General features: G+C 60.5%; 15 protein-coding genes. 6 read left to right on the top strand and 9 right to left on the bottom strand.

The features are described from left to right. Positions 1-61 precede the first annotated feature (61 nt). From CLV84_RS14940 to CLV84_RS14930, 3 genes are all read right to left on the bottom strand, one after another. The gene (locus CLV84_RS14940; protein ID WP_104420580.1) at positions 62-2,752 is read right to left on the bottom strand and encodes a valine--tRNA ligase; all 2,691 of its coding nucleotides are present in this window, start codon (positions 2,750-2,752) and stop codon (positions 62-64) included. Between the two features lie 68 nt (positions 2,753-2,820). Next, positions 2,821-3,555, bottom strand: coding sequence for a hypothetical protein (locus tag CLV84_RS14935; RefSeq protein ID WP_146088822.1), 735 nt, complete (start codon positions 3,553-3,555; stop codon positions 2,821-2,823). A 77-nt stretch (positions 3,556-3,632) separates the two neighbouring features. Beyond that, positions 3,633-4,814 carry a trans-sulfuration enzyme family protein gene (locus CLV84_RS14930; protein WP_104420578.1) on the bottom strand — a complete coding sequence of 394 codons (1,182 nt, stop codon included), beginning with the start codon at positions 4,812-4,814 and terminating at the stop codon, positions 3,633-3,635. Between the two features lie 138 nt (positions 4,815-4,952). On the opposite strand from CLV84_RS14930, the gene CLV84_RS14925 reads away from it, so the two are divergent. Together CLV84_RS14925 and CLV84_RS14920 are read left to right on the top strand one after the other, a co-directional pair. Then, positions 4,953-6,005 (top strand): RluA family pseudouridine synthase, encoded by a 1,053-nt coding sequence (locus CLV84_RS14925; RefSeq protein ID WP_104420577.1) that lies wholly within the window; start codon positions 4,953-4,955, stop codon positions 6,003-6,005. Next, the gene (locus CLV84_RS14920; RefSeq protein WP_170067720.1) at positions 6,002-6,517 is read left to right on the top strand and encodes a DUF1415 family protein; all 516 of its coding nucleotides are present in this window, start codon (positions 6,002-6,004) and stop codon (positions 6,515-6,517) included. Before CLV84_RS14925 ends, CLV84_RS14920 begins: the two co-directional genes overlap by 4 nt. On the opposite strand, the gene CLV84_RS14915 is transcribed toward CLV84_RS14920, so the two are convergent. Further along, the gene (locus CLV84_RS14915) at positions 6,518-7,918 is read right to left on the bottom strand and encodes a T9SS type A sorting domain-containing protein (RefSeq protein ID WP_104420575.1); all 1,401 of its coding nucleotides are present in this window, start codon (positions 7,916-7,918) and stop codon (positions 6,518-6,520) included. Positions 7,919-8,395: 477 nt separating this feature from the next. Here CLV84_RS14915 and CLV84_RS14910 point away from each other — a divergent pair, with 477 nt between their 5' ends. Then, positions 8,396-9,427 carry an acyl-CoA reductase gene (locus tag CLV84_RS14910; protein ID WP_104420574.1) on the top strand — a complete coding sequence of 344 codons (1,032 nt, stop codon included), beginning with the start codon at positions 8,396-8,398 and terminating at the stop codon, positions 9,425-9,427. Here CLV84_RS14910 and CLV84_RS14905 read toward each other — a convergent pair. Next, entirely contained in the window at positions 9,414-12,542 is a 3,129-nt protein-coding gene (locus CLV84_RS14905; RefSeq protein ID WP_104420573.1) for a Kelch repeat-containing protein, read from the bottom strand. The genes CLV84_RS14910 and CLV84_RS14905 overlap by 14 nt on opposite strands. Before the next feature lie 141 nt (positions 12,543-12,683). Between CLV84_RS14905 and acs the strand changes: the two genes are divergently transcribed. After that, positions 12,684-14,597 carry an acetate--CoA ligase gene (gene acs / locus CLV84_RS14900; protein WP_245911521.1) on the top strand — a complete coding sequence of 638 codons (1,914 nt, stop codon included), beginning with the start codon at positions 12,684-12,686 and terminating at the stop codon, positions 14,595-14,597. 462 nt (positions 14,598-15,059) lie between these two features. Here the strand turns inward: acs and pruA are convergent, their stop codons facing one another. Next, complete coding sequence (gene pruA, locus CLV84_RS14895; protein WP_104420572.1) at positions 15,060-16,700, bottom strand: L-glutamate gamma-semialdehyde dehydrogenase; 1,641 nt, start codon at positions 16,698-16,700, stop codon at positions 15,060-15,062. A gap of 61 nt (positions 16,701-16,761) precedes the next feature. After that, on the bottom strand, positions 16,762-17,997 hold the full coding sequence (locus CLV84_RS14890) for a M14 family zinc carboxypeptidase (protein ID WP_170067719.1): 1,236 nt from the start codon (positions 17,995-17,997) through the stop codon (positions 16,762-16,764). 142 nt (positions 17,998-18,139) lie between these two features. On the opposite strand from CLV84_RS14890, the gene CLV84_RS14885 reads away from it, so the two are divergent. Beyond that, entirely contained in the window at positions 18,140-19,915 is a 1,776-nt protein-coding gene (locus tag CLV84_RS14885; protein ID WP_104420570.1) for a sodium:solute symporter family protein, read from the top strand. A gap of 189 nt (positions 19,916-20,104) precedes the next feature. Beyond that, entirely contained in the window at positions 20,105-20,881 is a 777-nt protein-coding gene (locus CLV84_RS14880) for a DUF3050 domain-containing protein (RefSeq protein ID WP_104420569.1), read from the top strand. On the opposite strand, the gene CLV84_RS14875 is transcribed toward CLV84_RS14880, so the two are convergent. Together CLV84_RS14875 and treF are read right to left on the bottom strand one after the other, a co-directional pair. Beyond that, positions 20,872-22,335 (bottom strand): ATP-binding cassette domain-containing protein, encoded by a 1,464-nt coding sequence (locus CLV84_RS14875; protein ID WP_104420568.1) that lies wholly within the window; start codon positions 22,333-22,335, stop codon positions 20,872-20,874. The genes CLV84_RS14880 and CLV84_RS14875 overlap by 10 nt on opposite strands. Before the next feature lie 33 nt (positions 22,336-22,368). After that, on the bottom strand, positions 22,369-23,979 hold the full coding sequence (treF, locus tag CLV84_RS14870; RefSeq protein WP_104420567.1) for an alpha,alpha-trehalase TreF: 1,611 nt from the start codon (positions 23,977-23,979) through the stop codon (positions 22,369-22,371). Positions 23,980-24,231: the final 252 nt, after the last annotated feature.

Here is a 24,231-nt window from a genome sequence, read left to right as displayed (position 1 = left end):
ACTTCGGTACCGGAGGCAGCACTGTACTGGCGCCCCGATAGGTATCGGGGGAGGCAGCATTTTACAGCATTTTCTCGAGGCTGGCGATTTTGGCCTGTGCGTCGGCCTGCTTCTTGCGCTCCAACTCCACTACGGCATCGGGGGCATTGGCGACGAAGCGCTCGTTGCCCAGCTTTTTCTCAATCCCCCGGAGGAAGCCCCGCAGTCGGGTCAGCTCTTCTTCCGTCTTCGCCCGTTCGGCGGCCAGGTCCACCTCCTCGTTGAGGAGGAGGTAAGCCGTATCGTTGCCGAAGAGGAAGGGCAGGCCGTTGGCGGGTGCTTGGTTGACCAGGTCAATCGTTGTCAATACGCCCGCCCGTTTTAGGAAGGCCGTTGCTCCTGCGTCCGCGCCCAAAATGGACCGGCTGCTTTCGCTTTCCTTGACCGCCAGCTTCAGGGGCTCGCCGTGGGAGATCCCCCGCTGGTTGCGCACGTCCCGGACGTGGCTCACCGCGTCCTGGAGCACGGTGAAGCGCTTGAGCAGTTCCCGGTTATCTTCCGCCGCCCGGGGCCAGGTGGCCACGATGCAATCTTCCCCCTCGTCGCGGCGGCGAAGCTGGTGCCAGACCTCCTCCGTGATAAAGGGCATAAAGGGGTGCAGCAGGATCATCAATCGCTCGAACACCGAGATGGCGGCGTCGTAGGTAGTGCGGGAGATCTGGCCGTCCTCGGGCTTGATCGCCTCCAGGTACCAGCTGCAGAAATCCGACCAGATCAGGCGGTAGAGGGTCACCATGGCTTCGCTGAGGCGGTATTCTGCGATGAGCCGGTCTACCTCGGCAATGGTGGCGTTGAGCTTTGCCTCGATCCACTCCGTAGCGAGACGGGCCGCGGGGTCGGTATCCCGGTCGACGACCTCCCAGCCCTGGATCAGCCGGTTGGCATTAAAGATCTTGTTGCAGAATTTCCGCCCCTGCTCGCAGAGTTGGCTTTCGTTGAGGGCGTTTCCGTCCTGCAGGGGCGCATCGAAGATGATGTCGTTTCCCGCCGCCGCGCTGGAGAGCATGCCGTAGCGGACGCCGTCGGCACCGTAGATCCGGAGCAGCTCGAGGGCATCCGGGCTGTTGCCCAGCGACTTGGACATTTTGCGGCGCTTTTCGTCCCGCACCATACCGGTGAAGTACACGTCCCGGAAGGGCTGGCGACCGTGCTTCTCCACGAACTCCTTCCCGAGCAGGTCCTCGCTGAATTCGTAACCGGCCATGATCATGCGCGCGACCCAGAAGAACATGATGTCCCAGCCGGTCACGAGGTCGTTCGTAGGGTAGTAATACGCCAGTTCGGTTTTATCCTCCCCGAAGCCGTCGAACACCGACATCGGCCACAACCAACTGGAGAACCAGGTATCGAGCACGTCCTCGTCCTGGTGCAGGTCGGACATCTTCAGCCCAGGGTGGTGATGGCGGGCGTCCTCGAGGGCTTCCTCCGCCGTTTCGGCCACGTACACTTCGTCGCCATGGTACCAGGCCGGAATGCGTTGCCCCCACCACAGTTGGCGGCTGACACACCAGTCGCGGACGTTCTCCGGGTTCAGCCAGGACCGGTACATGTTGACCATGCTATCCGGATGAAACCTGACGTCGCCGGACGTCACGGCCGCCAGGGCGGTGGCGGCCGTTTCGTCCATCTTCATGAACCACTGCAGGGTGAGTCGCGGCTCGACCACGGCGTTGGTCCGTTCGCTACGGCCTACGCTGGTACGGTACTGCTTGATATCCACGAGGTCGCCGCTTTCCTTGAGCAGCTTGATCACCTCGATGCGGGCCTCGAACCGGTCCAGTCCGACGGCGTATTCCGCCAGCTCGTTCATGGTGCCGTCGGCATCGATCGTGTCGATGACCTCCAAGCCATATTTCTCGCCGAGCTCGTAGTCATTGGGGTCGTGGGCGGGGGTGATTTTGAGGGCGCCGGTACCGAATTCGGGATCGACGTAATCGTCGGCAATGATCGGCACCACCCGGTTGACGAGGGGCACGATTACCTTCCGGCCCTGAAATTTGGCGTAGCGTTCATCGTCGGGGTGGACGGCTAGCCCGCTATCCGCCATAATGGTTTCCGGCCTACTGGTGGCCACGGTGATGTAGGTATCGTCGGTGCCTTCAATGCGGTAGCGCACGTGGTAGAGGTTCCCGTTTTCCTCGGTGTGGATTACTTCCTCGTTGCTGAGCACGGTTTGGGCCTCCGGATCCCAGTTGGTCATACGTTGGGCCCGGTACAGCTTGCCATCCCGGTAGAGCTTGACGAAGACTTTGATCACGGCCTCGTACAGTTTGGGCTCCATGGTGAAGCGGGTGCGCGACCAGTCGCAGCTGGCGCCGAGGAGCTTGAGCTGCTGGAGGATGATGCCGCCGAATTCTTCCTTCCAGGCGAAAGCGTGCTTCATAAACTCGTCCCGGCCGATGTCCGACTTTTTAATCCCCTGCTCCCGCAGCCGGCGCACCACCTTGGCTTCGGTCGCGATGCTGGCGTGGTCGGTACCCGGCACCCAGCAGGCGTTTTTTCCGTCCAGACGAGCTTTGCGAATGAGAATGTCCTGCACGGTGTTGTTGAGCATGTGGCCCATGTGCAGCACCCCCGTTACGTTCGGCGGCGGAATGACGATGGTGTAGGGCTCCCGCTCGTCGGGCTCGCTACGGAAGTAGTCGTGCGCCATCCAGTGGGCGTACCATTTCTTTTCTACTTGGCTGCTATCGTAAGTGGCTTTAACGGACATCTCGTTCGGCTTTGGGCCGGCAAAGATAGCGGTTGTGCGCGGGGCTTTCTCCCCGTAGCCGCTGCGGCCTACTGGCTCGTCAGCCGGTAGCGCAGGGAAAGCGTCGCCGTTCCCGTCACGGCGGGGATCAGGCGGCGAAACTGGAAGATCCGCAGGCATTCCTGCACCACCGAACATTCGAATGCATTCGTGTGGACCAGTACCGTTTCCCCCAGGTTCCGGCGGTAGGTCACACCCAGGGCCAGTCGAGGCGACAGACGGGTATTCACCGCGGCGGTGCCCCACCAGTTGGCATTGTCGAGGTAATAGTAATCGCCGTCGAAGCGCGGGGGCGGCATCGTTCGGAAATTTACGTCCCGGGTCAGCGGTGGATTGACGGGAACTCCGTTAGCGTGGTAGCTGGCCGTGGTGAGGCGGGCATCGGACCACAGCATCGGCACGTAGGCCGTGCCCAGCTCCAGCGACCACTCGCCGACTTGGAATCCGAGCACGAGGGTCGCCAAACCATTGAGCTGAACCAGGTCGAAGTGCCGACGGAATACCTGGGGTCCGGGGGCCGGGCCGATGTTTTCGTTGTCGGTTACTACGAAATGGCGGTAGTGCATCCCCAATCCGAGCCGGGTATACAGCACCTTGCCGATCCGGTAGCCGTGGTTGATGGTTGCCGCGGCGGTGGGTCCGGAACCCGGGTTACGTTGAAAGGGAGCGACTACGCCGACGGAAAGCTCCACATCCGGCCCGCGGAGCTGAGCCGGGAGCGCAGCGGCTAGCCAGATCCCTACCATCGTCGCCCAAATTTTCATTTTCCTGTTTACCGGTTGGCGCCCACGAGTGGCCCCGTACGCTTGTTGGTAATGGAAACGTTGCGCCGCGCGGAGTATTACCCGATCGCGTGGTCGATGTCCGCCACGATATCCTCGACGTCCTCGATACCTACGCTCAGCCGGACCAGGCCGTCCGTGATGCCGTTCCTCAAACGGATCTCCTTCGGAATGCTGCGGTGACTCATCGAAGCGGGATGAAGCACCAGGCTATCGACGTCGCCGAGGGTCGGCGTCAGGGTACAAAACTTCAGGGCATTCATGAAGGTACGCGCCGCTTCCAGTCCGCCTTCCAGTTCGAAACTGAGCATACCGCCGTGTAGGTTCATCTGCTTGTCGATCGTACCGCAGTCGGGATGGGTCGGGATACCCGGGTAGTTCACCGACTTGACTTTGGGATGATCGAGCAGGAAATCCGTTACCCGCTGGGCGTTTGCGGAGTGGCGCTCCATGCGCAGCGGCAGGGTTTTCAGCCCGTTCAGAACGAGCCACGCGTCCCATGGGTTGCCCGATCCGCCGTAAAGCCGATAAATCGGGCGAAAGGTGTCGTCCATCATTTGTTTGTCCCGGCACACGATCGCTCCGGCCACGCCGGTACCGTGTCCGTTCAGGTACTTCGTAGTGCTGTGAACGACTACGTCCGCCCCGAGTAGGAGCGGCTGCTGCGCCACTGGGGTGGCGAAGGTATTGTCGACCACCAGCAACGCGCCGTAGTGGTGGGCCAGATCGGCCAGATAGGAAAGATCCGTACAGCGGAGGGTCGGGTTACTCGGCGTTTCGACGTACACCACGCAGGTGCCGCTCACCTCGGCCAGTTTATCTTCGAGCGATTCGCTGTCGCGTAAATCGGCGGTTAGGCGCTGGACACCCCGCATCCCGAGGGTATCGATCAGGGCGCTGGTCCCTCCGTAAAGGTCTTCCTGGGTAAGCAGTACGTGGCCCGGCTTGCAGAGGCCCAGCAGTACGGTGGAGATCGCTGCCATGCCACTGGCGCAAAAGAGTCCGTACGTCGCCATGTCCGAACCGTAGCCCTCCAGCGCGGCGATTTTATCGGCCGCGGCGTCCACGGTGGGGTTTCCGAAGCGGCCGTAAATGTGGCCCGGTTCCACCCCGTCGAAGATGTCCATCCCCTGCTCCAGCGAATCGAAAATAAAGCTGGAAGCCGCGACGAGCGGAACCTGGTGGGGGGGATTTCGTTGCTCGATGCGGGGATCCTTAACGGAGAAGCTAGCTAATTTCATACTGGTCCAGGGGTGGGTTCTTGGCAATACCTACCAAAAATGGCAAATGGAGATAGGTCGGGAAACGCTCAAATATAATATCGGCTACCCATACCTTGCGATTGGGCCCGGTCGCTCCCGCCAAGCTACCTTTGCGGTATGGAAGAGGAAGAGGAACACGAGGAAATGTACGAGGTCCAGGAGATTCGCGTCGACCCCAAGCAACAGGCGGTGCGTATCGACAGGTTTATCACCGACAAGCTACCGCGCGTCAGTCGCAATCGGGTGCAAAACGGCATCCGCTCCGGTAGCATCCTGGTCGATGGAACCGCCGTCAAGCCCAACCACCGGCTTTCCCCCGGCGAGCTGATCACCATCGTCACCCCACGCTACGCGGATCGGCCCGAGGGTATCGTTCCCCAGGATATCCCGCTGGATATCCGCTACGAGGACGAAGCGATCCTGATCGTCCACAAACCGCCCGGCATGGTCGTCCACCCCGGGGTAGGCAACCCGGACGGCACCCTGGTCAACGCCCTGGCGCATTACCTCGCCGGTAGCGATATCCCGATCCTCCCGGGTAACGACGACGACCGCGTCGGCTTGGTCCACCGCATCGACAAAGACACTTCCGGCCTGCTCGTGATCGCCAAGACGGAATCCGCCATGTCCTTCCTCGCCCGCCAGTTCTTCGACCACAGCATCGACCGAACTTACCAGGCCATCGTCTGGGGAGCCCCGGACCCCGCCTCCGGGACCGTAGACCGGAACATCGGCCGTCATCCGCGCCTCCGGCAGAACTACACCGTTTTCGACGAAGAGGAAGACGGAAAGAACGCCGTGACCCACTACCAGACCTTGGCCGACCTGTACTACGTGAGCCTCTGCGAGTTAAAGCTGGAAACGGGCCGCACCCATCAAATCCGCGTACACATGAAAAGCATCGGCAACCCGGTCTTTTCCGACCAGAAGTACGGAGGCGACCGCATCGTGAAGGGAACCGTCTACAGCAAATTCAAAACCTTCGTCGAACGTTGTTTCGAGCTTTGTCCCCGGCAGGCACTCCACGCGAAGAGCCTCGGTTTTATCCATCCGGTCAGCAAGGAGTACGTCCATTTCGACAGCGACCTGCCGGACGATATGCAAGCTTGCCTGGACCGCTGGAAAAAATACGTCGACCATCGCCGGGTCAACAACCAGCTCGAGCCTTGAGCCCGGAGCAGGAAGTCGCCACTTGGGTAGACACCTTCGTCGTGCGCCTTGGGTTATGTCCCTTTGCCGCTCGGCCCCTGCGGCACGGACTGGTGCGCTACCACAGTACCCCGGTCGCCTCCGCCGAGGAGGCTTTCTACTGGGCGGGGGCGCAGGTGCAAAGCTTTCTCGGCGAACCGCGAACTACCGTGGAAACTACCCTGCTGCTGTTCCCGAACGCGTTCGATTCCTTCGATTCGTTTCTGGACTTCGTGGAGGAAATGGAGGAACTGCTGGAGACCGCGGGAGCGGATGCGTACGTACAATTCGCGCATTTCCACCCGGGGTACCGGTTTGCCGGACTGGACGCGGACGACCCCGCCAATAAAACGAACCGCTCCCCCCACCCCGTCCTGCAATTGTTGCGGGTCGAAGGGGTGGCGGAAGCGGTTGCGAATTATCCGGAGGTGGCATCCATCCCGGAGCGAAACATCAAGCTGCTGCGGCGCCTGGCCGCAGCAGATGAAGGGTAATTATTGCTTAACGAAACTGCGGCTGATCACGCCGGTATCGGAAGTGAGGATCAACTGGTAGACACCACGGGGCAGGGCGGCTACGTCGAGATTATCCGTGAAAGTGCGAGTCGATTTGTTGAAGCTGTTGACCTGCATGCGACGACCGGAAAAATCGAAAATCGCTGCTTCCAGTCGACCGGTTATCTCGGAAGTAACGCTGAAGGTGAGCCGGTTAGCCGTGGGGTTCGGGTAGATGGTGACGTCGGAGGTCATATCCAGCGAAGGCCGTACCGGAGTAGCTTCGTTTTCCATGCAACCCAGAGCGTAGCTGCCATAGGCGAGGGGTAGCGTATCCAGCTTACTCAAAAAGATTTTATCGAGGTAGGCTCCGGACTCGCGCCGCGCTACGCGGATCGTGTGGGTACCTGCCGCCAGTAGAAAGGCGGTGGAATCGGACCCGGCTGCAGCACTGGAATCCGCGGTCACCCGCCGCCACTCGAAACCATCGGTCAGCAGGATATCTCCGCTCAGTTCCGTACTATAATTGAACCACTCCTCGTCGTCGACCTTGACCCAGAAGGAGTTGCTGTCGTCGGCACGGGCGTTCAAGCGGAAGTTAAGGTAGTACGTACCGGCACCGATTGAATCGGTAGTGAAGGCGATTTGTCCGGGAAGTCCGGTTTCGGTAGGGGCTTCGAGCTGGGTAGCTTCCCGGCTGACCACGTATCCGCCGTTGGAAACCGAAGCGTCCTTCTGATAGCTCCATTCGGCACCCAGGTCACCGCATTCTCCTTCGATCCAGACCTGGTCCGTGCACAGTTCCGGATTCTTTTCGCAGTCGATTACTTCGCCGCAGTTGATGGAGGGCTGGTCTACGCCACTCGGAGTTTGGGCGAGGGTGGTGACGAAAATCTTGTCGAGCTGGGTATTGACTTCGCGGTAGGCGATATCGATGGTCATCTCGCCGGCTTCGGCCGTGTAGGGGCTACCGACGAACTCCCGCCAGGCCCATCCGTCCGCATCGTTGACCCGGCGGATCCACTGACGCCAGGGACCGTCGTTGACACGAACCCAGAACGAATCGTTATTGGGAGCCCGGCCCTTCACTCTGCCCCAGATGTAGAATTCGTCCATTTCCTGGACGATAAGGGAAAAGCGCACGCGATTGGCGGGCACGTCCTCGGGAAAGGTATCCGTGCTTCTGCGGTTGACGGAAACGTAGGATCCACCGGAGGCTTCGGTATCCTCTGCGGTGAACCAGTTGTCGCCCACCTCGGCGCATTCCGCCTCGAGGTAAGCGGCGAATGGCACCTGAGCTGCGCCCGTCGGTGCGGCGAATACTCCGTAGGAAGTGGTTAACAGGGCAAAGAGAAAGAGGCCGGGGAGTACCCGGGTAATAAAGGAGTTGAAGTGCATCATGTCGGCAAGGTTAGGAATATAGCTACGTAGCTTTTGTGAGTTGATTAAAGCGTACAACGAGCCTATTGAGGCGAATTGCTAGGGGGTGAGAAATGTCGATGCGCCTAGACCTGCTTTACTCCCCATACGTAATCGGGTATAAGCAATTCGGGGACATCGGGGTTGATCGTTATTCGTCATGCAAAGCCATTCGACAAAACGCTATGACGGTTGTTCTGCCGGAAGCAAATCGCTGCGATTGAATGAGGCAAATGCGTCAATTCGATGCGAGGCATGGTAGCAGAGCGTGTTGTTGGTGTTGTTACAAATAGTGTTCCTGCAAAAATAGCAGAAAAACTCTATAATCGTAATTCCCCGACGGATGTTCACCTCCATACCGCCGTAAGCAACTTATTCCAACCCCGTGGCGTACCCAACTTGGGATAACCCGAGCCGGTGTGTGCCGGACGCCTCTACCCTACCGATATCAATCCCCCGATGACGCTACCCGAAAGAATTGCCGCCCTCCACCGCCTTGGGCAGGAAATCCGGCCCGACACGAATGAATTCCTGGCCGCCTTAATGAAGCGTACCGCCTTCCACAATGGTTGGTTTACCCCGGAGGCCCAACGCCGGTCGCTCGACGCCGTGATCACCGAGTTCCTTGACGGCGACAAGCTCCGGGATTGGGCCGCCGGTTACCCGGAACTCGCCGCACCCGCGCCCCGGCGCCCGAAAACCGTCGGCCTGGTGCTTGCCGGAAACATTCCCCTCGTCGGGATGCACGACCTGGTTACGGTCTTCCTATCCGGCCACCGGGCCCAGATCAAGCTGAGCAGCAAAGACCCGTACGTCCTGCCCTATCTGCTGCGCTTACTCGGCGAAGTGGCCCCCGCTACCCTGCCCTATTTCGAGATCGTGGACAAGCTTACGGCCTTCGACGCCATCATCGCTACGGGCAGCAACAACAGCTCGCGCTACTTCGAGGCCTATTTCGGCAAGTACCCGCACATTATCCGCCGCAATCGGAATGCGGTGGCGGTCCTCACGGGCGAGGAGGACCGGGACGCCCTACGCCGGCTAGGCGACGACGTGTTCAGCTACTTTGGGTTGGGCTGTCGCAACGTTTCCAAACTGTACGTACCGGAAGGCTACGATTTCGAACCGCTGCTCGAAGTGTTTCACGAATGGAAGGTGCTGCAGAACCACACGAAGTGGAAAAACAACTTCGACTACAACTTCGCCCTGCTCACGCTGAATAAGGAAGCCTTCCACCACAACGGGGCCATTATCCTCCGGCGAGACGAGGCACTCGCTAGTCACATCGCCGGGCTTTACTATACGACGTATACGGATTTGGGCGCCGCAGCGCAGGAAATAAACGAACGCTCCGGGGAAATTCAGCTCGTGGTAACGCGACCCGGTACTTTGCCGTTCCCCACCGTCGATTTCGGCCATGCCCAACAACCGGGCCTGACCGACTACGCGGACGGCGTGGACACGCTTGCCTTCCTGACTACCTTGCCTTGATAAACGGCCGGCTGATCCGCTCCTCGCCACTGGTAAGGTGCAGCAGATACATGCCCGCGGGCAGGCGGTTGGTATCCAGCTCATCCGCCAGCACCTCCCCGGCCTTTTCGTAGGTTTTTTCGACCACTACCCGTCCGTTTACATCCGTCACGCGCAGATCTACACGACCCTGGGCGGTTCCCTCGAAACGCAGCTTCACGGCACCGTGGGTAGGATTGGGATAGACCTGGAGGCTATTGCCTACGACGGGTTCCGAGCTGGAAGCAGGGCGGAACCGTTTAGCGGCCACGGAGCTCGCTTCGGAGCAGGACGCGGCAGGGCCACCAAAGCCGTCCGGCAACTGCGTAGCTGTCGATAGTAACAGCTTATCCAGGCGAGTTCCGGATTCCCGATTGGCTAGGGTGATGGTATGCCGCCCCGCCGATAGGGGGAAGGAAACGGCACGGGTATCGTCGTTCACGCGGCGCCATTCGAATCCATTCGTGAGCAGATTGCTGCCGTTGGCTTCTTTCCAAAACTCCACCCAGTTGCCGTTATCTACCCGGACCCAGACCGAGTTGCGGCCGTTGTCGATCGCATTCAGGCGCAGGAAGAGGTGATACGTACCGGCTTTGGCCAGATTGGCGGTATAGGTGATCCGGTCGTCGGTGCCGTTGGCTGCCGGTTCGGTGATCTGACGGTCGCCGGTGCAGTAAACGTAGCGTTGGTTGGATGCGCCACTGGATCTATTGGTCGCCCAACGGTTGCCTACCCCGCCGCATTCTACTTCCGACCAGAACTCGGTGACCGCATCATCCGGGGCAGGACAATCGGCTACCCGGGCACCGGTGCCGGAGGGCAGTCGGTTTTCGGTAGCGAGGTACACTTTGTCGAGGCGGGTACCGGGCTCCCGACTGACCACCCCGATCGTGTGCTGACCGGCGCCCAACTGGAAGGAGACCGGCTCGGTGTCGTCGTTTACCCGTCGCCATTCGAAGCCGTTGGTGAGCATATTGCGGCCATCGGTCTCTTTCCAGAACTCCAGCCACGGTCCGTTGTCTACCTGGACCCAAAAGGAGTTCCTCCCGTTGTCGACGGCATCGAGGCGCATAAAGAGGTAATACGTTCCCGCCTCCGCCAGCTGGGCCGTAAAGGTGAGCCGGTCGGCCGCATCCGTACCTCCGGGCGCGTCTATTTTTTCGTAGCCCATGGCATAAACGTAGCGTCCGGCCGATGCTCCACCGTCGGTCGCGGTCACCCACTGACTACCTAGCTGACTGCATTCGGCTTCGGCCCAGTAGGCGGTTGCGGTTGGTTCCGAGGGCGCGTTGCTACCACAACTTTCGTCAGGATATCCCGTTCCGACGGGCAGCTTACTGCCGGCGGAGAGGAGCAGCTTGTCGATCATCATTCCGCTTTCGCGGTACGCCAGGTCAACCGTGACTTCGCCGGCGGCCAGTTGGAGGCTCGCGCCTGGCCCACGTCGCCATTCGAACGCGCCGTTTTCGGTCACCAGGTTGTCGGACCACTCCGTCCACTCCCCACCGTTTACGCGGAACCAGAAAGAATCGTCGGTAGTAGCCCTGGCGGCGATGCGCGCGAAGAGATTGTACGTACCGGTTTTGGGCACGTCGTACCGGAAACTAACGTGGTTCTCGGGGCGGTCGGCCGGCGCGGATCCGGTACTGGTCATCCCCTTCGGAACGGTGACATATTTACCGTTGGCTGCGCGGTTGTCGGAAACGATCTCCCAGATACTGCCTACGGTGGCGCATTCGGCCTCCCGGAAATCGGCGTACGAGCGCCACTCCCCCGCTTCGCCCACCGTGAAACTGATGGGCAGGCTTGCAGCCGTATAGCCGTCGGCGGTGGCGCGGAGGGTATAGGAATAACTACCCGCGGGCAGGCCGCGGGGGTCTACGGTAATTTCCACCTCCGCGAAGGATTCCCGGGCTTTACCGGTGGCCCGGTCGATGGTTAACCAGGCGGGAAACTTGCTTACATCGATGCGGTAGGTCGCCTCGTCGTCGCCGCTATAGTTCGCCAGAATGGCTTCGGTCGTGGTCCGGCTTTCCCCGCTGGCGCGTAAGGTGGCGGGGTGGAAGGCCAGTTTACGCGTCACGTTTGGCGTGAACGTCCGCGCCCAAACTTCGGATTGGGCACGACCTACCGTCCTTCTACCCCCCACCATGACCACCAGGTTCCCGTTGTGGACGCGGGCGCCCGGGGCGATTAGGCGGTGGGGGAACTGCATTTCGCTGAGGATACGCCAGGTATTCGTCGCCGGGTCGTATTCGGCTAGCTCCTGGCCCAGGGCTACCTGTCCACCTATGCTGTACAACTTACCGTTGTAGGCAAAGGTACTGGGTTCGGTATGTGAATTATTGAAGGGCAAATCCGCCAAACGCTCCCAGGTATCGGTGTAAGGATCGTAGCGATGCACATAGGGCAGGTTCTTGCCGCGCAGACAGCCTTCGTGGTCGTGCTGGCCGGCTATGGTGTACAGCATACCGCCGAGGGTAACCGTGCCAAAGTGATTCCGCGCCAGGGGCATCGGGGAGTTACCGCTAAAATCCTGCCAGCCCGCCTCCGGGTTATCCAGGTCGTAGACCCAGTGATCATCGACGTCACACTGGGTATTGTGATCGAAACCGCCAACGTAGTGTAGCGTGCGGCCCAGACGCGCCAGGCCACCGCCACCGCGGCGCTGTGGAAAGGTCGGACCGCGGCGCCATGCATTGTCGGTGATGTCGTAGATCCAGACTGCATCCGTGACCCGGTAAAAGGGGTTGCCGCTCCGGCCACCCAACAGCCATATCTCGTCATCCACGACGGAGATACCGACGTGGGTATTCCCCTGGTACGTACCGTCCGGGTTCAGGGGTATGGAGGCGAGGTTCGTCCAGGTGTTCGTAGCGGGGTCGTACCGCTCGTTTTCGTTCAGAAAAGCGAGATCGGTTGTGAATCCGTTGAACCAGTAATATTTCCCTTCGTAAGTAACCATTTGCCCTTCCGCGCGAGGGTAACCGGCATTACCGATCTTGGTCCAATCGCTGTAGGTCTGGGCGTATAACAGCGAGCCGGCAAAGAAATTCAGGAATAGGAAAAGAAGTTGGTGGGTAATGGGTGTTTGCATAAATGGGTTTTGGGGTCAATTCGCAGCTAAAAGCCTAAATCGGGAACGATGTTCTCAAGTATGAGAAAGGTTTTCCAATATTCGCTTCTAGCGGCTGCATTCACCGCTTTGGCTATATTGCCGACCTAATGCATCCCGATCATGTCTACCCAGTTGCCCCTTCAGATAAGCAGTTTCGAAACCTATCAATCTACATACGAACGCAGTGTCCGGGACCCGGAGGCGTTCTGGGCCGAGCAGGCCGCTACTTTCTCCTGGCACGAAAAGTGGAACCGCGTATTGGACTGGAACTTTACCGATCCGGACGTCAAGTGGTTCCAGGGGGGCAAGCTGAATATCACGGAAAATTGCCTGGACCGCCATCTCGATACCCGCGGTGACCAGACGGCCATCCTCTACGAACCGAACGACCCTGAAGCGCCGGTCGTGCGGCTGTCGTACCGGCAGCTTCACGCGGAAGTCTGCAAGGTCGGCAATGCCCTCCGGGAACTCGGCGTCGGGAAAGGAGACCGGATCTGCTTCTACATGCCCATGGTGCCGGAACTGGCCATATCCGTACTGGCCTGCGCACGGATCGGGGCCATCCACTCAGTCGTTTTTGCCGGCTTTAGCGCCCAGGCCCTGGCCGACCGGGTTAACGACTCCGACTGCAAGATGATCATCTGCTCGGATTACAACAACCGGGGCAACAAAACCATCCCGGTAAAAGAGGTGGTGGACGAAGCGCTCGCCCTGGGGTGCCCCAGCGTAGAGACCGTCCTGGTGCACCGCAACACCGGTGAACCCATCACCTGGGACGCGAGCTACGACCAGTGGTACCACGAATGCGTGGACGAACAATCCACGGAATGCCCCGCCGAGGTGATGGACGCCGAAGACGTACTGTTCATTCTTTACACCTCCGGCAGCACCGGAAAACCGAAGGGAGTGGTGCATACCTGCGGCGGCTATATGGTCTATACGGCCTTCAGCTTCCTGAACGTCTTTCAGTATAATCCCGGTGACGTCTACTGGTGCACGGCCGATATCGGCTGGATCACCGGTCACAGTTACATCCTTTACGGCCCCCTGCTCTGTGGGGCTACCACCATGATGTTCGAGGGTGTCCCGACCTATCCCGACGCGGCGCGCTTCTGGCAGGTTTGCGCCAAGCACCGCGTCAATCAATTTTACACCGCGCCGACCGCCATCCGGGCGCTCATGGCCCGGGGCAACGAATACGTCGAAGGGCACGATCTGAGCGACCTGAAGGTGATCGGATCGGTCGGCGAACCCATCAACGAGGAGGCCTGGGAGTGGTACCACGAGAAGGTAGGAAAGGGAAAGGTGCCCATCGTGGATACCTGGTGGCAGACGGAGACCGGCGGCATCATGATCTCCGGGCTGGGTGGGCACAGCCCCCAGAAGGCCACCTTTGCCGGCTACCCCCTACCGGGTATTCAAATGGCGCTGGTGAGTAAGAATACGGGCGAAGAACTTACCGAGAACCCGGAAAGCGGACTCCTCTGTGTCAAATTTCCGTGGCCGAGCATGCTCCGTACGACCTGGGGGGACCACGAGCGCTGCCGCAACACCTACTTCTCGACCGTTCCGGGCATGTACTTCACCGGCGACGGTGCCCGCCGGGACGCCAACGGCATGTACCGCATTGTCGGACGGGTGGATGACGTGATCAACGTGAGCGGACACCGGATGGGTACGGCGGAGGTAGAGAACGCCATCGACGAGCACCCACTGGTGGTGGAAACCGCGGTGGTCGGTTATCCCCATGAGATAAAGGGACAGGGAATCTACGCCTACGTAATTTTGGCACCGGGCAACCACGATCCGGAAAAATTACGGAACGAGATCGTGGAGACCGTCCGGACGGAGATCGGCCCGATCGCCAAGCCGGATAAGATCCAGTTCGTCGAAGAACTCCCCAAAACGCGGTCGGGAAAAATCATGCGCCGAATTCTTCGCAAGGTGGCCGCCGGCGAGACGGATAACCTCGGGGACACCTCCACCCTGCTCAATCCGGAAGCCGTAGACGCTGTTATCGAGGGAAAGGTGTAGCGTCACCGGCATTCGGTCGCCATGGCGATCGTGAAAGTCCAGGTTGGCCCCGTTTAATATCCCGGTTCGCTTCGTATTGCTCGTGCACCCCAACCGGCGGTGTGATCGTTCCCTCTAGCGGTCGCCTTTCCCGGTGTGCACCTCCACCCAATTAGGAAATGGATGGAGGGTGGCACGTAAAACGGGACAAATCCAGCCGGAAAGAGCCCCAGGCTGCTTACTGCCGTAATACCGTGCCGTCGGGTGTTCGGCATCCTCCGCCGAGATGACCAAACCTGCTGCTACCGGCCCGGCTTACCCAGACGGAAAACCACAAACGGAAGTGCCCGCCAGTGCCTACCAAAAGAATGCTTCCCCCTCAGCGGGTATCACCCGCCAAAGGCATTGCTTCCGGCCACCATAAGGTTCATCTTAGGCCCACACGGTAAATCCCAACTGCTACGCGAAGCGGCGGCTGATCATTTACTTGGCCGCGTCACCCAAAAACGGGTAGCGGTAATCGACCGGTGGCACGAAGTTTTCCTTGATCAGCCGGGGGCTTATCCAACGCTGCAGGTTGATGGCGCTTCCGGCTTTATCGTTGGTACCGGATGCACGGGCTCCACCGAAGGGTTGTTGGCCTACGACCGCGCCGGTAGGTTTATCGTTGACGTAGAAGTTACCGGCGGCATTGCGGAGTGCCCGGGATGCCTGCTCGATCACCGCGCGGTCTGTGGCGAATACCGCTCCGGTAAGCGCGTAGGGGGAAGTCGTATCGACCAGTTCCAGGGTTTCCTCCCACTGCGCATCCTCGTAGACGTAAATGGTCAGGACCGGGCCGAAAATTTCCTCGACCATGGTTTTGGAGCGCGGATCGGTAGTCAGCAGTACGGTGGGCTCGATGAAAAAGCCTTCGCTTTTATCGTAGCCGCCACCGGCGACGATCTCCACGGCATCGTCGGCCTTCGCTCCGTCGATGTAGCCGGCGATCCGGTCGAAGGCGCGTTCGTCGATTACGGCGTTGATGAAGTTGCCGAAGTCTTCGACCGTGCCGCTACGCAGGGTCTTCATGTCGGCGACAAGGCGTTCCCGGACAGCGGCCCAGAGGCTAGCGGGCACGTATGCACGCGAAGCGGCGGAGCACTTCTGCCCCTGGTACTCAAAGGCGCCCCGCAGCAGCGCGACGGCCACCTCGACGGCATCGGCGGAGGGGTGGGCTACGAGGAAGTCCTTTCCGCCCGTCTCCCCGACGATACGGGGGTAGCTACGATAGTGACCGACATTGTTGCCGATCTCCTTCCACAGTTGCTGGAACACTTTGGTACTGCCGGTGAAGTGGAGCCCGGCAAAATCGCGGTGCTTGAACACAATATCGCCCACTTCGGGGCCGTCGGTATAGATCAGGTTGATTACGCCCTTGGGGAGGCCGGCGGCTTCGAACAGTTCCATGATCACGACCGCCGAGTAGATTTGGGTTTCGGCCGGTTTCCACACCACGGTATTGCCGCACAGGGCCGGGGCCGCCGGGAGGTTCGCGGCGATACTGGTAAAATTGAAGGGGGTGATGGCCAGCACGAAGCCTTCGAGGGCGCGGTATTCCAGACGGTTCCAGATGCCATCGGGGGAATGCAACGGCTGCTCCCGGTAAATCTCCTGGAGGAAGTAGGCGTTAAAGCGGAAAAAATCGCACATTTCCGCTACGCTGTCGATCTCCGCCTGGTAGGCGTTCTTGCTCTGGCCCAGCATGGTGGCCGCGTTCATGCGTGCCCGGAAGGGACCGGCGAGCAAATCCGCAGCCCGCAGGAATACCGCGGCGCGTTGTTGCCACGGCAGCGACTCCCAGGCCGGTTTGGCCGCCAGCGCGGCATCGATGGCACGGTGGACGTGATCCTGAGTGCCGCGGTAAAAATGACCCAGCGTAAACGATCGTTCGTGGGGTGGGTGGACGCTCACCTTCTCCCCGTCCAGGACGCGTTCGCCGTTGATAAAGGCGGGGAGCTCCCGTTGCTTCGCTTTCGCTTCCTGTAGGGCCTGCTTTAGGGCTTTGCGCTCCGGGCTACCGGGGGCGTAAGCCAGTACGGGCTCGTTGGCGGGAATAGCGAGGTTGAAAATGGCGTCGGACATAATACTTGTAATGTGGTAGTTGGGCTAATTGGGCGGCTGTAGTCAGCGGTCAGAGCGGCCGCTACTTTTTCCGTGCGGGGGGGTCTAGCGGGGCCCTCTCGAGCGCGATCTGTAGCTCCCTGCGTTGTTTGTCGCGCAAACTTACGATAACCGTACGGGAGCGATATCCGGTAGCGGAAACGACCAGGCGGTAGGTGCCCGGCGCTAGGTAGCGGTAGAAATCGCCGGTGATGCGCTCACTGTACACCGAAGACTGCATTTCGTCGTGCCCCGGGATCGTAATGTGGGCGCGCAACGGAAGCCCCGTCACCTGATCCGTGACGATACCGTGGATGCCGTAGCGAGCCTCATCCAGGTAGTTAAGCAGGGCTCCGCGTAACGATTCCCAGAGGTTGGGTAGGTCCCGGGCGGGAAAACGCTTGGCATTCGTGATCTCCACGGTGGCTTCCCGGGTCCGGTGGTAATAGTTCATGTAATCCTGCCGCGAGCCGGAAATGGGGTACCAGTCGTGTCCGTTGGTCGTACCGTTGGCGCGGTCCTTGAAGTAGTCGCCCAGTCGGCTATCCTGCTGGGCGGTCTGTGCGAACTCCCGGCTCACGGTGCGCCACCACTCGGTGTCGGGGTGGCGGGTACGAAACGTATCCCAGGGGTAGTTGAACAGTTCGGCCCCCCCGTGAAAATTAATCGCGAGATCGAAGCCGTGGGTTTCGGCGGCCCGCATGAAAATGCGGGTTTCGGGCTGGTGGTCGTTTCCGTCGGGGTAGCGGCCGTCGTCCGGATCGGGGTAATTCCGATTGAGGTCGACGCCGTCGGCGTTGCCCCGCTGGGCACCGGCCAGCGAGCGATTGCCGGCGCGGAAAGCACCGTCGGGGTTGGCGAGGGGGTTGATGAACAGGGCTACCTCGGAGAGCAACCCACGGGGATCTTCCTGGAGCAAAGATTCCGCCAGCCGCAGGAGCATCCAGTAGCCCGCCAGTTCGTCGCCGTGCATCGTGGCGGTACACAATACTTGCGGCCGGTTGCGGCTGCGGCTCAGGTTATCGGCTAATTTGAGAACCAGGATGCGGCGGCCGGATGCCAGGGTTCCCCAGATTTCGATCCTGCAGCGATCCGGGTAGCGACGCGCCAACTCGAACATGATGTCTTCGTACAGGTCGTAGCTGGGATAGGCGGCTTCGGGCACCAACGTGGCGGCCTTGCGGTCCAGGTAGGTGGAAACGCGCAGCTCATCCTGGGCTTGAACGGGAGAAAAGCTGCCGAGGAAAAGTAACAACAGGACCGGGGTAAGCCACTTCACTGTGTAAAAGTACCCGCCTAAGGGGCAAATTGTTGCACGGCCACCCGGAATCGCCGCCCGGCGCGTTCGCCTAGTATTCATATATCCCATTCGGTCATCTAAACGGTAATACCTACCTTGATCGCGCACTTTCACCTTCTGTATGCAGCTTACCATAATCGATTGGGTCATCGTCTTTGCTTTCTTCGCCGTAAGCCTCGCGATCGGGCTCTGGGCCAGCCGCGACTCCGGCAAATCGACGAAAGAATTCTTTTTGTCCGGCCGCAACATGCCCTGGTGGCTGCTAGGCGTATCCATGGTGGCGACTACGTTTTCCGCCGACACCCCGAACTTGGTCACCGACATCGTGCGTAAACAGGGCGTGGCCGGCAACTGGGCCTGGTGGGCCTTTTTGCTGACGGGCATGCTCACCGTTTTCGTGTACGCGCGACTGTGGCGGCGATCCGGGGTGATGACGGACCTCGAATTTTACGAACTGCGCTACACCGGCGCTCCGGCGCGCTTCCTACGCCAGTTCCGGGCCATTTACCTCGGAGTGTTTTTCAACGTGATGATCATGGCCACCGTCTGCCTCGCGGGCATCAAAATTGCCGGGGTGCTGCTGGACATCGATCCCATCACGACGGTGGCCCTCGTGTCGGTCGTCACGGTAATTTATTCCGCAATGGGCGGCCTGAAAGGGGTTATCCTGACCGACTTCGTCCAGTTCACCTTCGCCATGATCGGCGCGGTATGGGCGGCCTACGTGGTGGTCAACCTGCCGCAGGTGGGCGGATTGGAAGGGCTGTTCTCCCACGCCGAAGTGACCGAAAAACTCGATCTTATTCCTTCGTTCGACAATCCGGAGGTGTACGTACCCCTCTTCGTCGTACCGATTGCCGTACAGTGGTGGAGCGTGTGGTACCCCGGGGCCGAACCCGGCGGCGGCGGCTACGTTGCCCAGCGCATGCTGGCGGCCAAGAATGAGAACCACGCCGTGGGAGCTACGCTGCTCTTCAACGTTTTTCATTACGCCCTGCGCCCCTGGCCGTGGATCCTTATCGCCCTGGCGTCCATTATCGTTTTTCCCGACCTGGAAAGCATTGCCACCGCCTTTCCGAACGTGGCCCGCAGCGTGATCGATGACGACCTGGCCTACCCGGCTATGCTGAGCTTCCTGCCCACGGGGCTGCTCGGATTGGTCATCGCTTCCCTCATCGCGGCGCTGATGTCTACCCTATCCACCCACCTCAACTGGGGGTCCAGCTACGTCGTCCACGACTGGTACCACCGCTTCGTCGAGCCGGAGGCCAGCGAAGACCGTCTCGTCCTCATCGGCCGCATCAGTACCGTGGTCCTGATGGTCCTGGCCGCGGTACTGGCGCTGGCGCTTTCCAATGCGCTGCAGGCCTTCTCGATTCTGCTGCAGATCGGTGCGGGAACGGGGCTGATCTTCATTCTCCGCTGGTTCTGGTGGCGGATCAACGCCTATACGGAAATCGCGGGCATGTTCATCTCGTTCGCCGTTGCGCTGTTCCTGGAGCTGGCCTGGGCGCCACTGGGCCTGCCGGAACTTGCCGGTCATCAGCGCCTGTTGCTGGGCATTGCCATCACCACCGTCGGTTGGCTGACGGTGACCTTCGCCACGCGACCTACCGACATGGCCACGCTTACTAATTTCTACACGACTACCCGGCCGGGTGGCCCTGGCTGGAATCCGGTAGTGGCCAACCTGCCCGCTCGGGCGGACACCCGGGCCGACGGGCAGCTGCCCCTGCGCATCCTGGCGATGCTCGTCGGCGCCATCACGATCTACGCCATTCTCTTCGCCACCGGCTTTTACCTGTACGGTCGAATGACGGCCACCCTGGTTGCGGGAGTCGTGGCAGGCCTCGGTATTGCCGCGCTGATGATGATTTGGCAAAAACTACGCCGGTAAGTGAAGGGCTTCGCTGCCAGGAATCGCTAACGATAGCCGCACCCCCACCAACAACGACAGCGGCATACACGGCCGGTTCATAAACTTTTATCTAATCAGGCCAGATTTCCCATTTTGTGAGTCCGGGGAGCTTCCGACAACAATCCATTCGGGCGTACATCGTTAGCTGGCTAAAAAAACCCAGAACTAATGCACCGAATTGAAACTATTTTACAGGACACCCAATCGTTACAGCACGACCTGACCGGTCACCGGCTGTATGATTTGCTGAATCACGTCGACGACATCCGCGTTTTTATGGAGCGGCATGTCTACGCCGTCTGGGACTTTATGTCGCTACTTAAAGCCCTGCAAAACGAGTTGACCTGCACTGCCCTGCCCTGGAAGCCCGCAGCTAATCCGCGAACCGCCCGCTTCATTAACGAGATCGTACTCGGGGAGGAAACCGACGTAGACCGCGCCGGCCAGCCCGCCAGCCATTTCGATCTTTACCTGGAGGCCATGGAGGAGGTCGGCGCCCCTACCGGACCGATCCGCCACTTTCTGCAGCAGGTCAGTGGCCTGGACGACATTCGCCAGCGGATCGCCGAAACCGATCTACAACCCGGCGTGAAGGCGTTTCTGGATTATACCTTCGAACTGATCATCGAAGGACAGCCGCACAAAATCGCCGCCGCCTTCACTTTCGGTCGCGAATCCCTCATCCCCGAGCTGTTCATCGAGATCCTCAACCGCCCGAATCACGACAAGGACCAGTACCCCCGACTCGTCTATTACCTGGAGCGCCACATCGAGGTGGACGGTGACGAGCACGGACCGCTATCCGAAGCGATGGTCACCGAGCTCTGTGGCGACGACGAACGGAAGTGGCGGGAGGCTACTGAAGTAGCCCAGGAGGCCCTGCGCCGGCGGATCGGCCTTTGGGACGAGATCGCTAAAGCCGTGGAACCCGTCGGTCAGGTCTGATCGCCGGATGGGTTTCGGCCGAGATCCAGGTAGTTCCAGTCCATACCCTCCGGCACTTCCGGCCGGAAATGCGAAATAAATACGACCGTATCATCGGGGCGAAGTACCTGTTGCAGTAAGTGGCGGGCCCGGTAGATGGATGCCGCATCCAGTCCCTGAAACGGTTCGTCGAGCAACAACAACACCGGTGCCTTTACCAGTGCCCGGCACAACAGGAGCAACCGCTGCGTGCCGCTCGAGAGTTGCAGATACGGACGGTCGGCTTCGTCCTGCAAATCGAAGTAGCGGAGCAGGGTATTAACGTGGGCAAGTTGGTCGCCGGTAGGCTGGCGCGGAACGATAAAGGTATCGGCGTAGCCGGTAAGCACAACCTCCCGGGCACTGATCGGCTCCCGGAAATAGGTACTCAGTTCCGGAGAGGTGAATCCGATGCGCCGCTTGATCTCCCAGATGCTATCGCCCCGGCCCCGGCGCACGCCGAAGAGGTAGATACCATTCGCGTATGCCTGGGGATGATCGGCGTAGAGGAGACTGAGCAAGGTGGATTTGCCGGAGCCGTTGGGCCCGCTCACGACCCATTTCTCTCCGCTCTTTACCCGCCAGTCCAGCCCGTCCAGGACAACCCGGTTACCGTACGCAATCCGGACACCGTCTAGGCGGATGATCTCTTGACCAACGGCCCGCATCGGTCGGTCGTTCCACACCGCGGCAAGCGCGTCGATCGTTTCTTCATCGGTGCGTACGGGCGGGGCGGAATACGCAAATGCGCCTACCCTGCCCTGCCACCAGGATCCGTCCTCGCTCAGGTGCAGTTCCCGCGATACACAACGCGGCAGATCGCCCGCCTGCCCACAGAGTACCAGGGTGAGCGGAAGCCGATCCGTCAGCCGATCGAGTAGATCGTTCAGGATTTGGCGGCTCTGGGCGTCGAGCCCGACGTACGGATTGTCGATCACGAGCACCCGCGGCCGCCGAAGCATTTCCCGCGCGAGGAGCACCTTGCGGGTCTGTCCGCTCGACAGTTTGATTTTCTCCAGGTCGAGCAGGTCACCGATGCCAAAGGCGTCAATAACCTCCGCGTGCAGGTCCACCTCGTAGCCGCCCGCCTCCAGGTACTGGCGTACGGTCGGATGGCCGGAGGCATCGAAGGCGTTGTACCGTTGCTGGTAGTAGTGGACGTGGTTCGGACTTCGGGCCAGCCGGGAATCGTCGAGAAAGGTCACGAGCTGTAGTGCCTGCCGCCGCTCCGAATAATTTCCGCTGCCACCCAGGAAGGGATAGTCGATCCGGCCCGCGGTCAGGCGCCGGCGCCCCACGAGTGCTTCCGCGAGGAGGGATTTACCGCTTCCCCTCGGACCAGTGATCACCCAATGGTCCCCCTCCCGGATGCAAAGGTCCAGCGGTTGCAGTTTGCTGCGAAACACCTCGCCCGCCCGCAGATCGATCAGGTCCATATATTCTACTTTACTACTCCTACCGGGTATGGGTCAATCCTGGTTTTCCGTCGCCATCCGCAGGTACACGCCGTTGCTCCAGCCGAAGCCGTCCTGGACCGGGTACTCACCCCCGCCGGCTTCGAGGGTAATATCTTCCACGTTGTACTTCTCGACCATTTTATTGACGTTGGCGTAGACCCGTTCGTTGTTCTCCATCCAGCGGTTGCGGACGTCGGTCGCCAGATCTTCGTAGCCATACCGCTCGAGGCCGGCGTAGGCCATCCACTGGAGGGGGGGCCATCCGTTCGGCGCGTCCCACTGCTGGCCGGTCCGTTGGAGGCTGGTGCGCAGGCCACCGGGGGCGAGGAAACGGTCTTCCAGGGTACGGGCCACGGCGGCGGCGTGTTCGTCGGCGGCGACTCCGGTAAAGAGGGGGTAAACGCCAGCTAGGGTGAGGTAGCCGGTGAAATCCCCGGTGGTCCAGTTACGGTCTTCGTACCACTGGCTTTCCGGGTTCCAGAGGAATTCCTCGATGGCGGCGCGTCTTCGCTCGGCCCGCCGCTCCCACGCTTCCCGTTCGGGAACGAATTCGGTGTGCTCGGCGATGGTGTGCTCCAGGTGGTAGAGCAGGGCGTTGAGGTCCGGCGGCAATAAGTCGGTAGTAACGATGGTGGAGAGCGTTTCGCCGTCCGCGAACCACCGGGCGCTGAAATCCCAGCCGCTTTCGGCGGCGGAGCGCAGGTGTCGGGCAACGACCTGGCTGTCTCGCTGACTCTCGCGAATAGTCAGCACGTCCTCCCGGTAACTTTCGGCGCGGGGGCGGTCGCCGGTGTCATAATAGCGGTTCAGGTAAGTGCTGTCGGCCATCCAGACGACGTGGTTTACCGCCCGGTTTGTTGCACTAACCGCCGCCGCGCCATCCATCCAGAATGCGTGTTCGGCCTTCAGCTGGTCGAGGAACTCCACGTACACTCGGTCGCCCTCGAGGGAAGCCAGCAAGTTCACCATGTGAGCAAAGAAGGGCGGCTGGGAGCGGGTCAGGTAATAGGTGCGGTTCCCGTTGGGAATGAAGCCGATCTCGTCGATCAGGTAGGCGAAGTTTTCGACCATCTCCCGCACGAGGCTATCCCGGCCGGCGGCCGCCAGCCCGAGCATGGTGAAGTAGCTGTCCCAGTAGTACACTTCCCGGAATCGCCCCCCCGGTACGACGTAGGGTTCGGGCAGTACGATCAGGCTGCCGGCGCTTCCCTCGTCACGGTGTGCCCCCCGGGTCAGCACCGGCCATAATGCACCGATGTGCTCGGTAATGCTGCGCCGGCCCTGGCTGGAGAAATCGTTGGTCGGTGTGACCGGCGGAGAGAAGTGTTGCTGTACGAAGGCACGCAGGTCGAAATCATCACCCTGCCGCTCCTCTTCGTACGCCTGCATGATGTCGGCGGCGCTGCTTTTGGGCACCATATCCACGAAGGTCTTGCCATCTTCGAAGACCTGCTGCATTTGCACCTCGCGGAAGAGCTCGCCAAACAGCTCATCCGGGGCCTGTAAGCGCTCGGCGGACAGGGTATCCTGGACCACGCTCACCGTCTCGGGCCCGGTACTGGCGGGATCGGTATTGCAGGAGAGCAGGATAGCGAGGAGATAGAGACTGACGATCAGGCGCATACGTAGGGCGGATAGTTCCCGCCAAGCTAACCCCATTCCGGGTAACTGGTCCGACGAGTGGTCGTCGGGCGACTACTCGTCGGACGACTTATCGTCGGGCGAGGGTTCGTCGGACGACTACTCGTCGGGCGAAGGTTCGTCGGACGACTTATCGTCGGGCGAGGGTTCGTCGGACGACTACTCGTCGGGCGAGGGTTCGTCGGACGACTTATCGTCGGGCGAGGGTTCGTCGGACCGGTAGGGGTTATGCGC

It is taken from the genome of Neolewinella xylanilytica, assembly GCF_002934605.1.
In the GTDB taxonomy this organism is placed as follows: Bacteria; Bacteroidota; Bacteroidia; order Chitinophagales; family Saprospiraceae; genus Neolewinella; species Neolewinella xylanilytica.
This window is presented reverse-complemented; position numbering and strand designations above follow the sequence as displayed.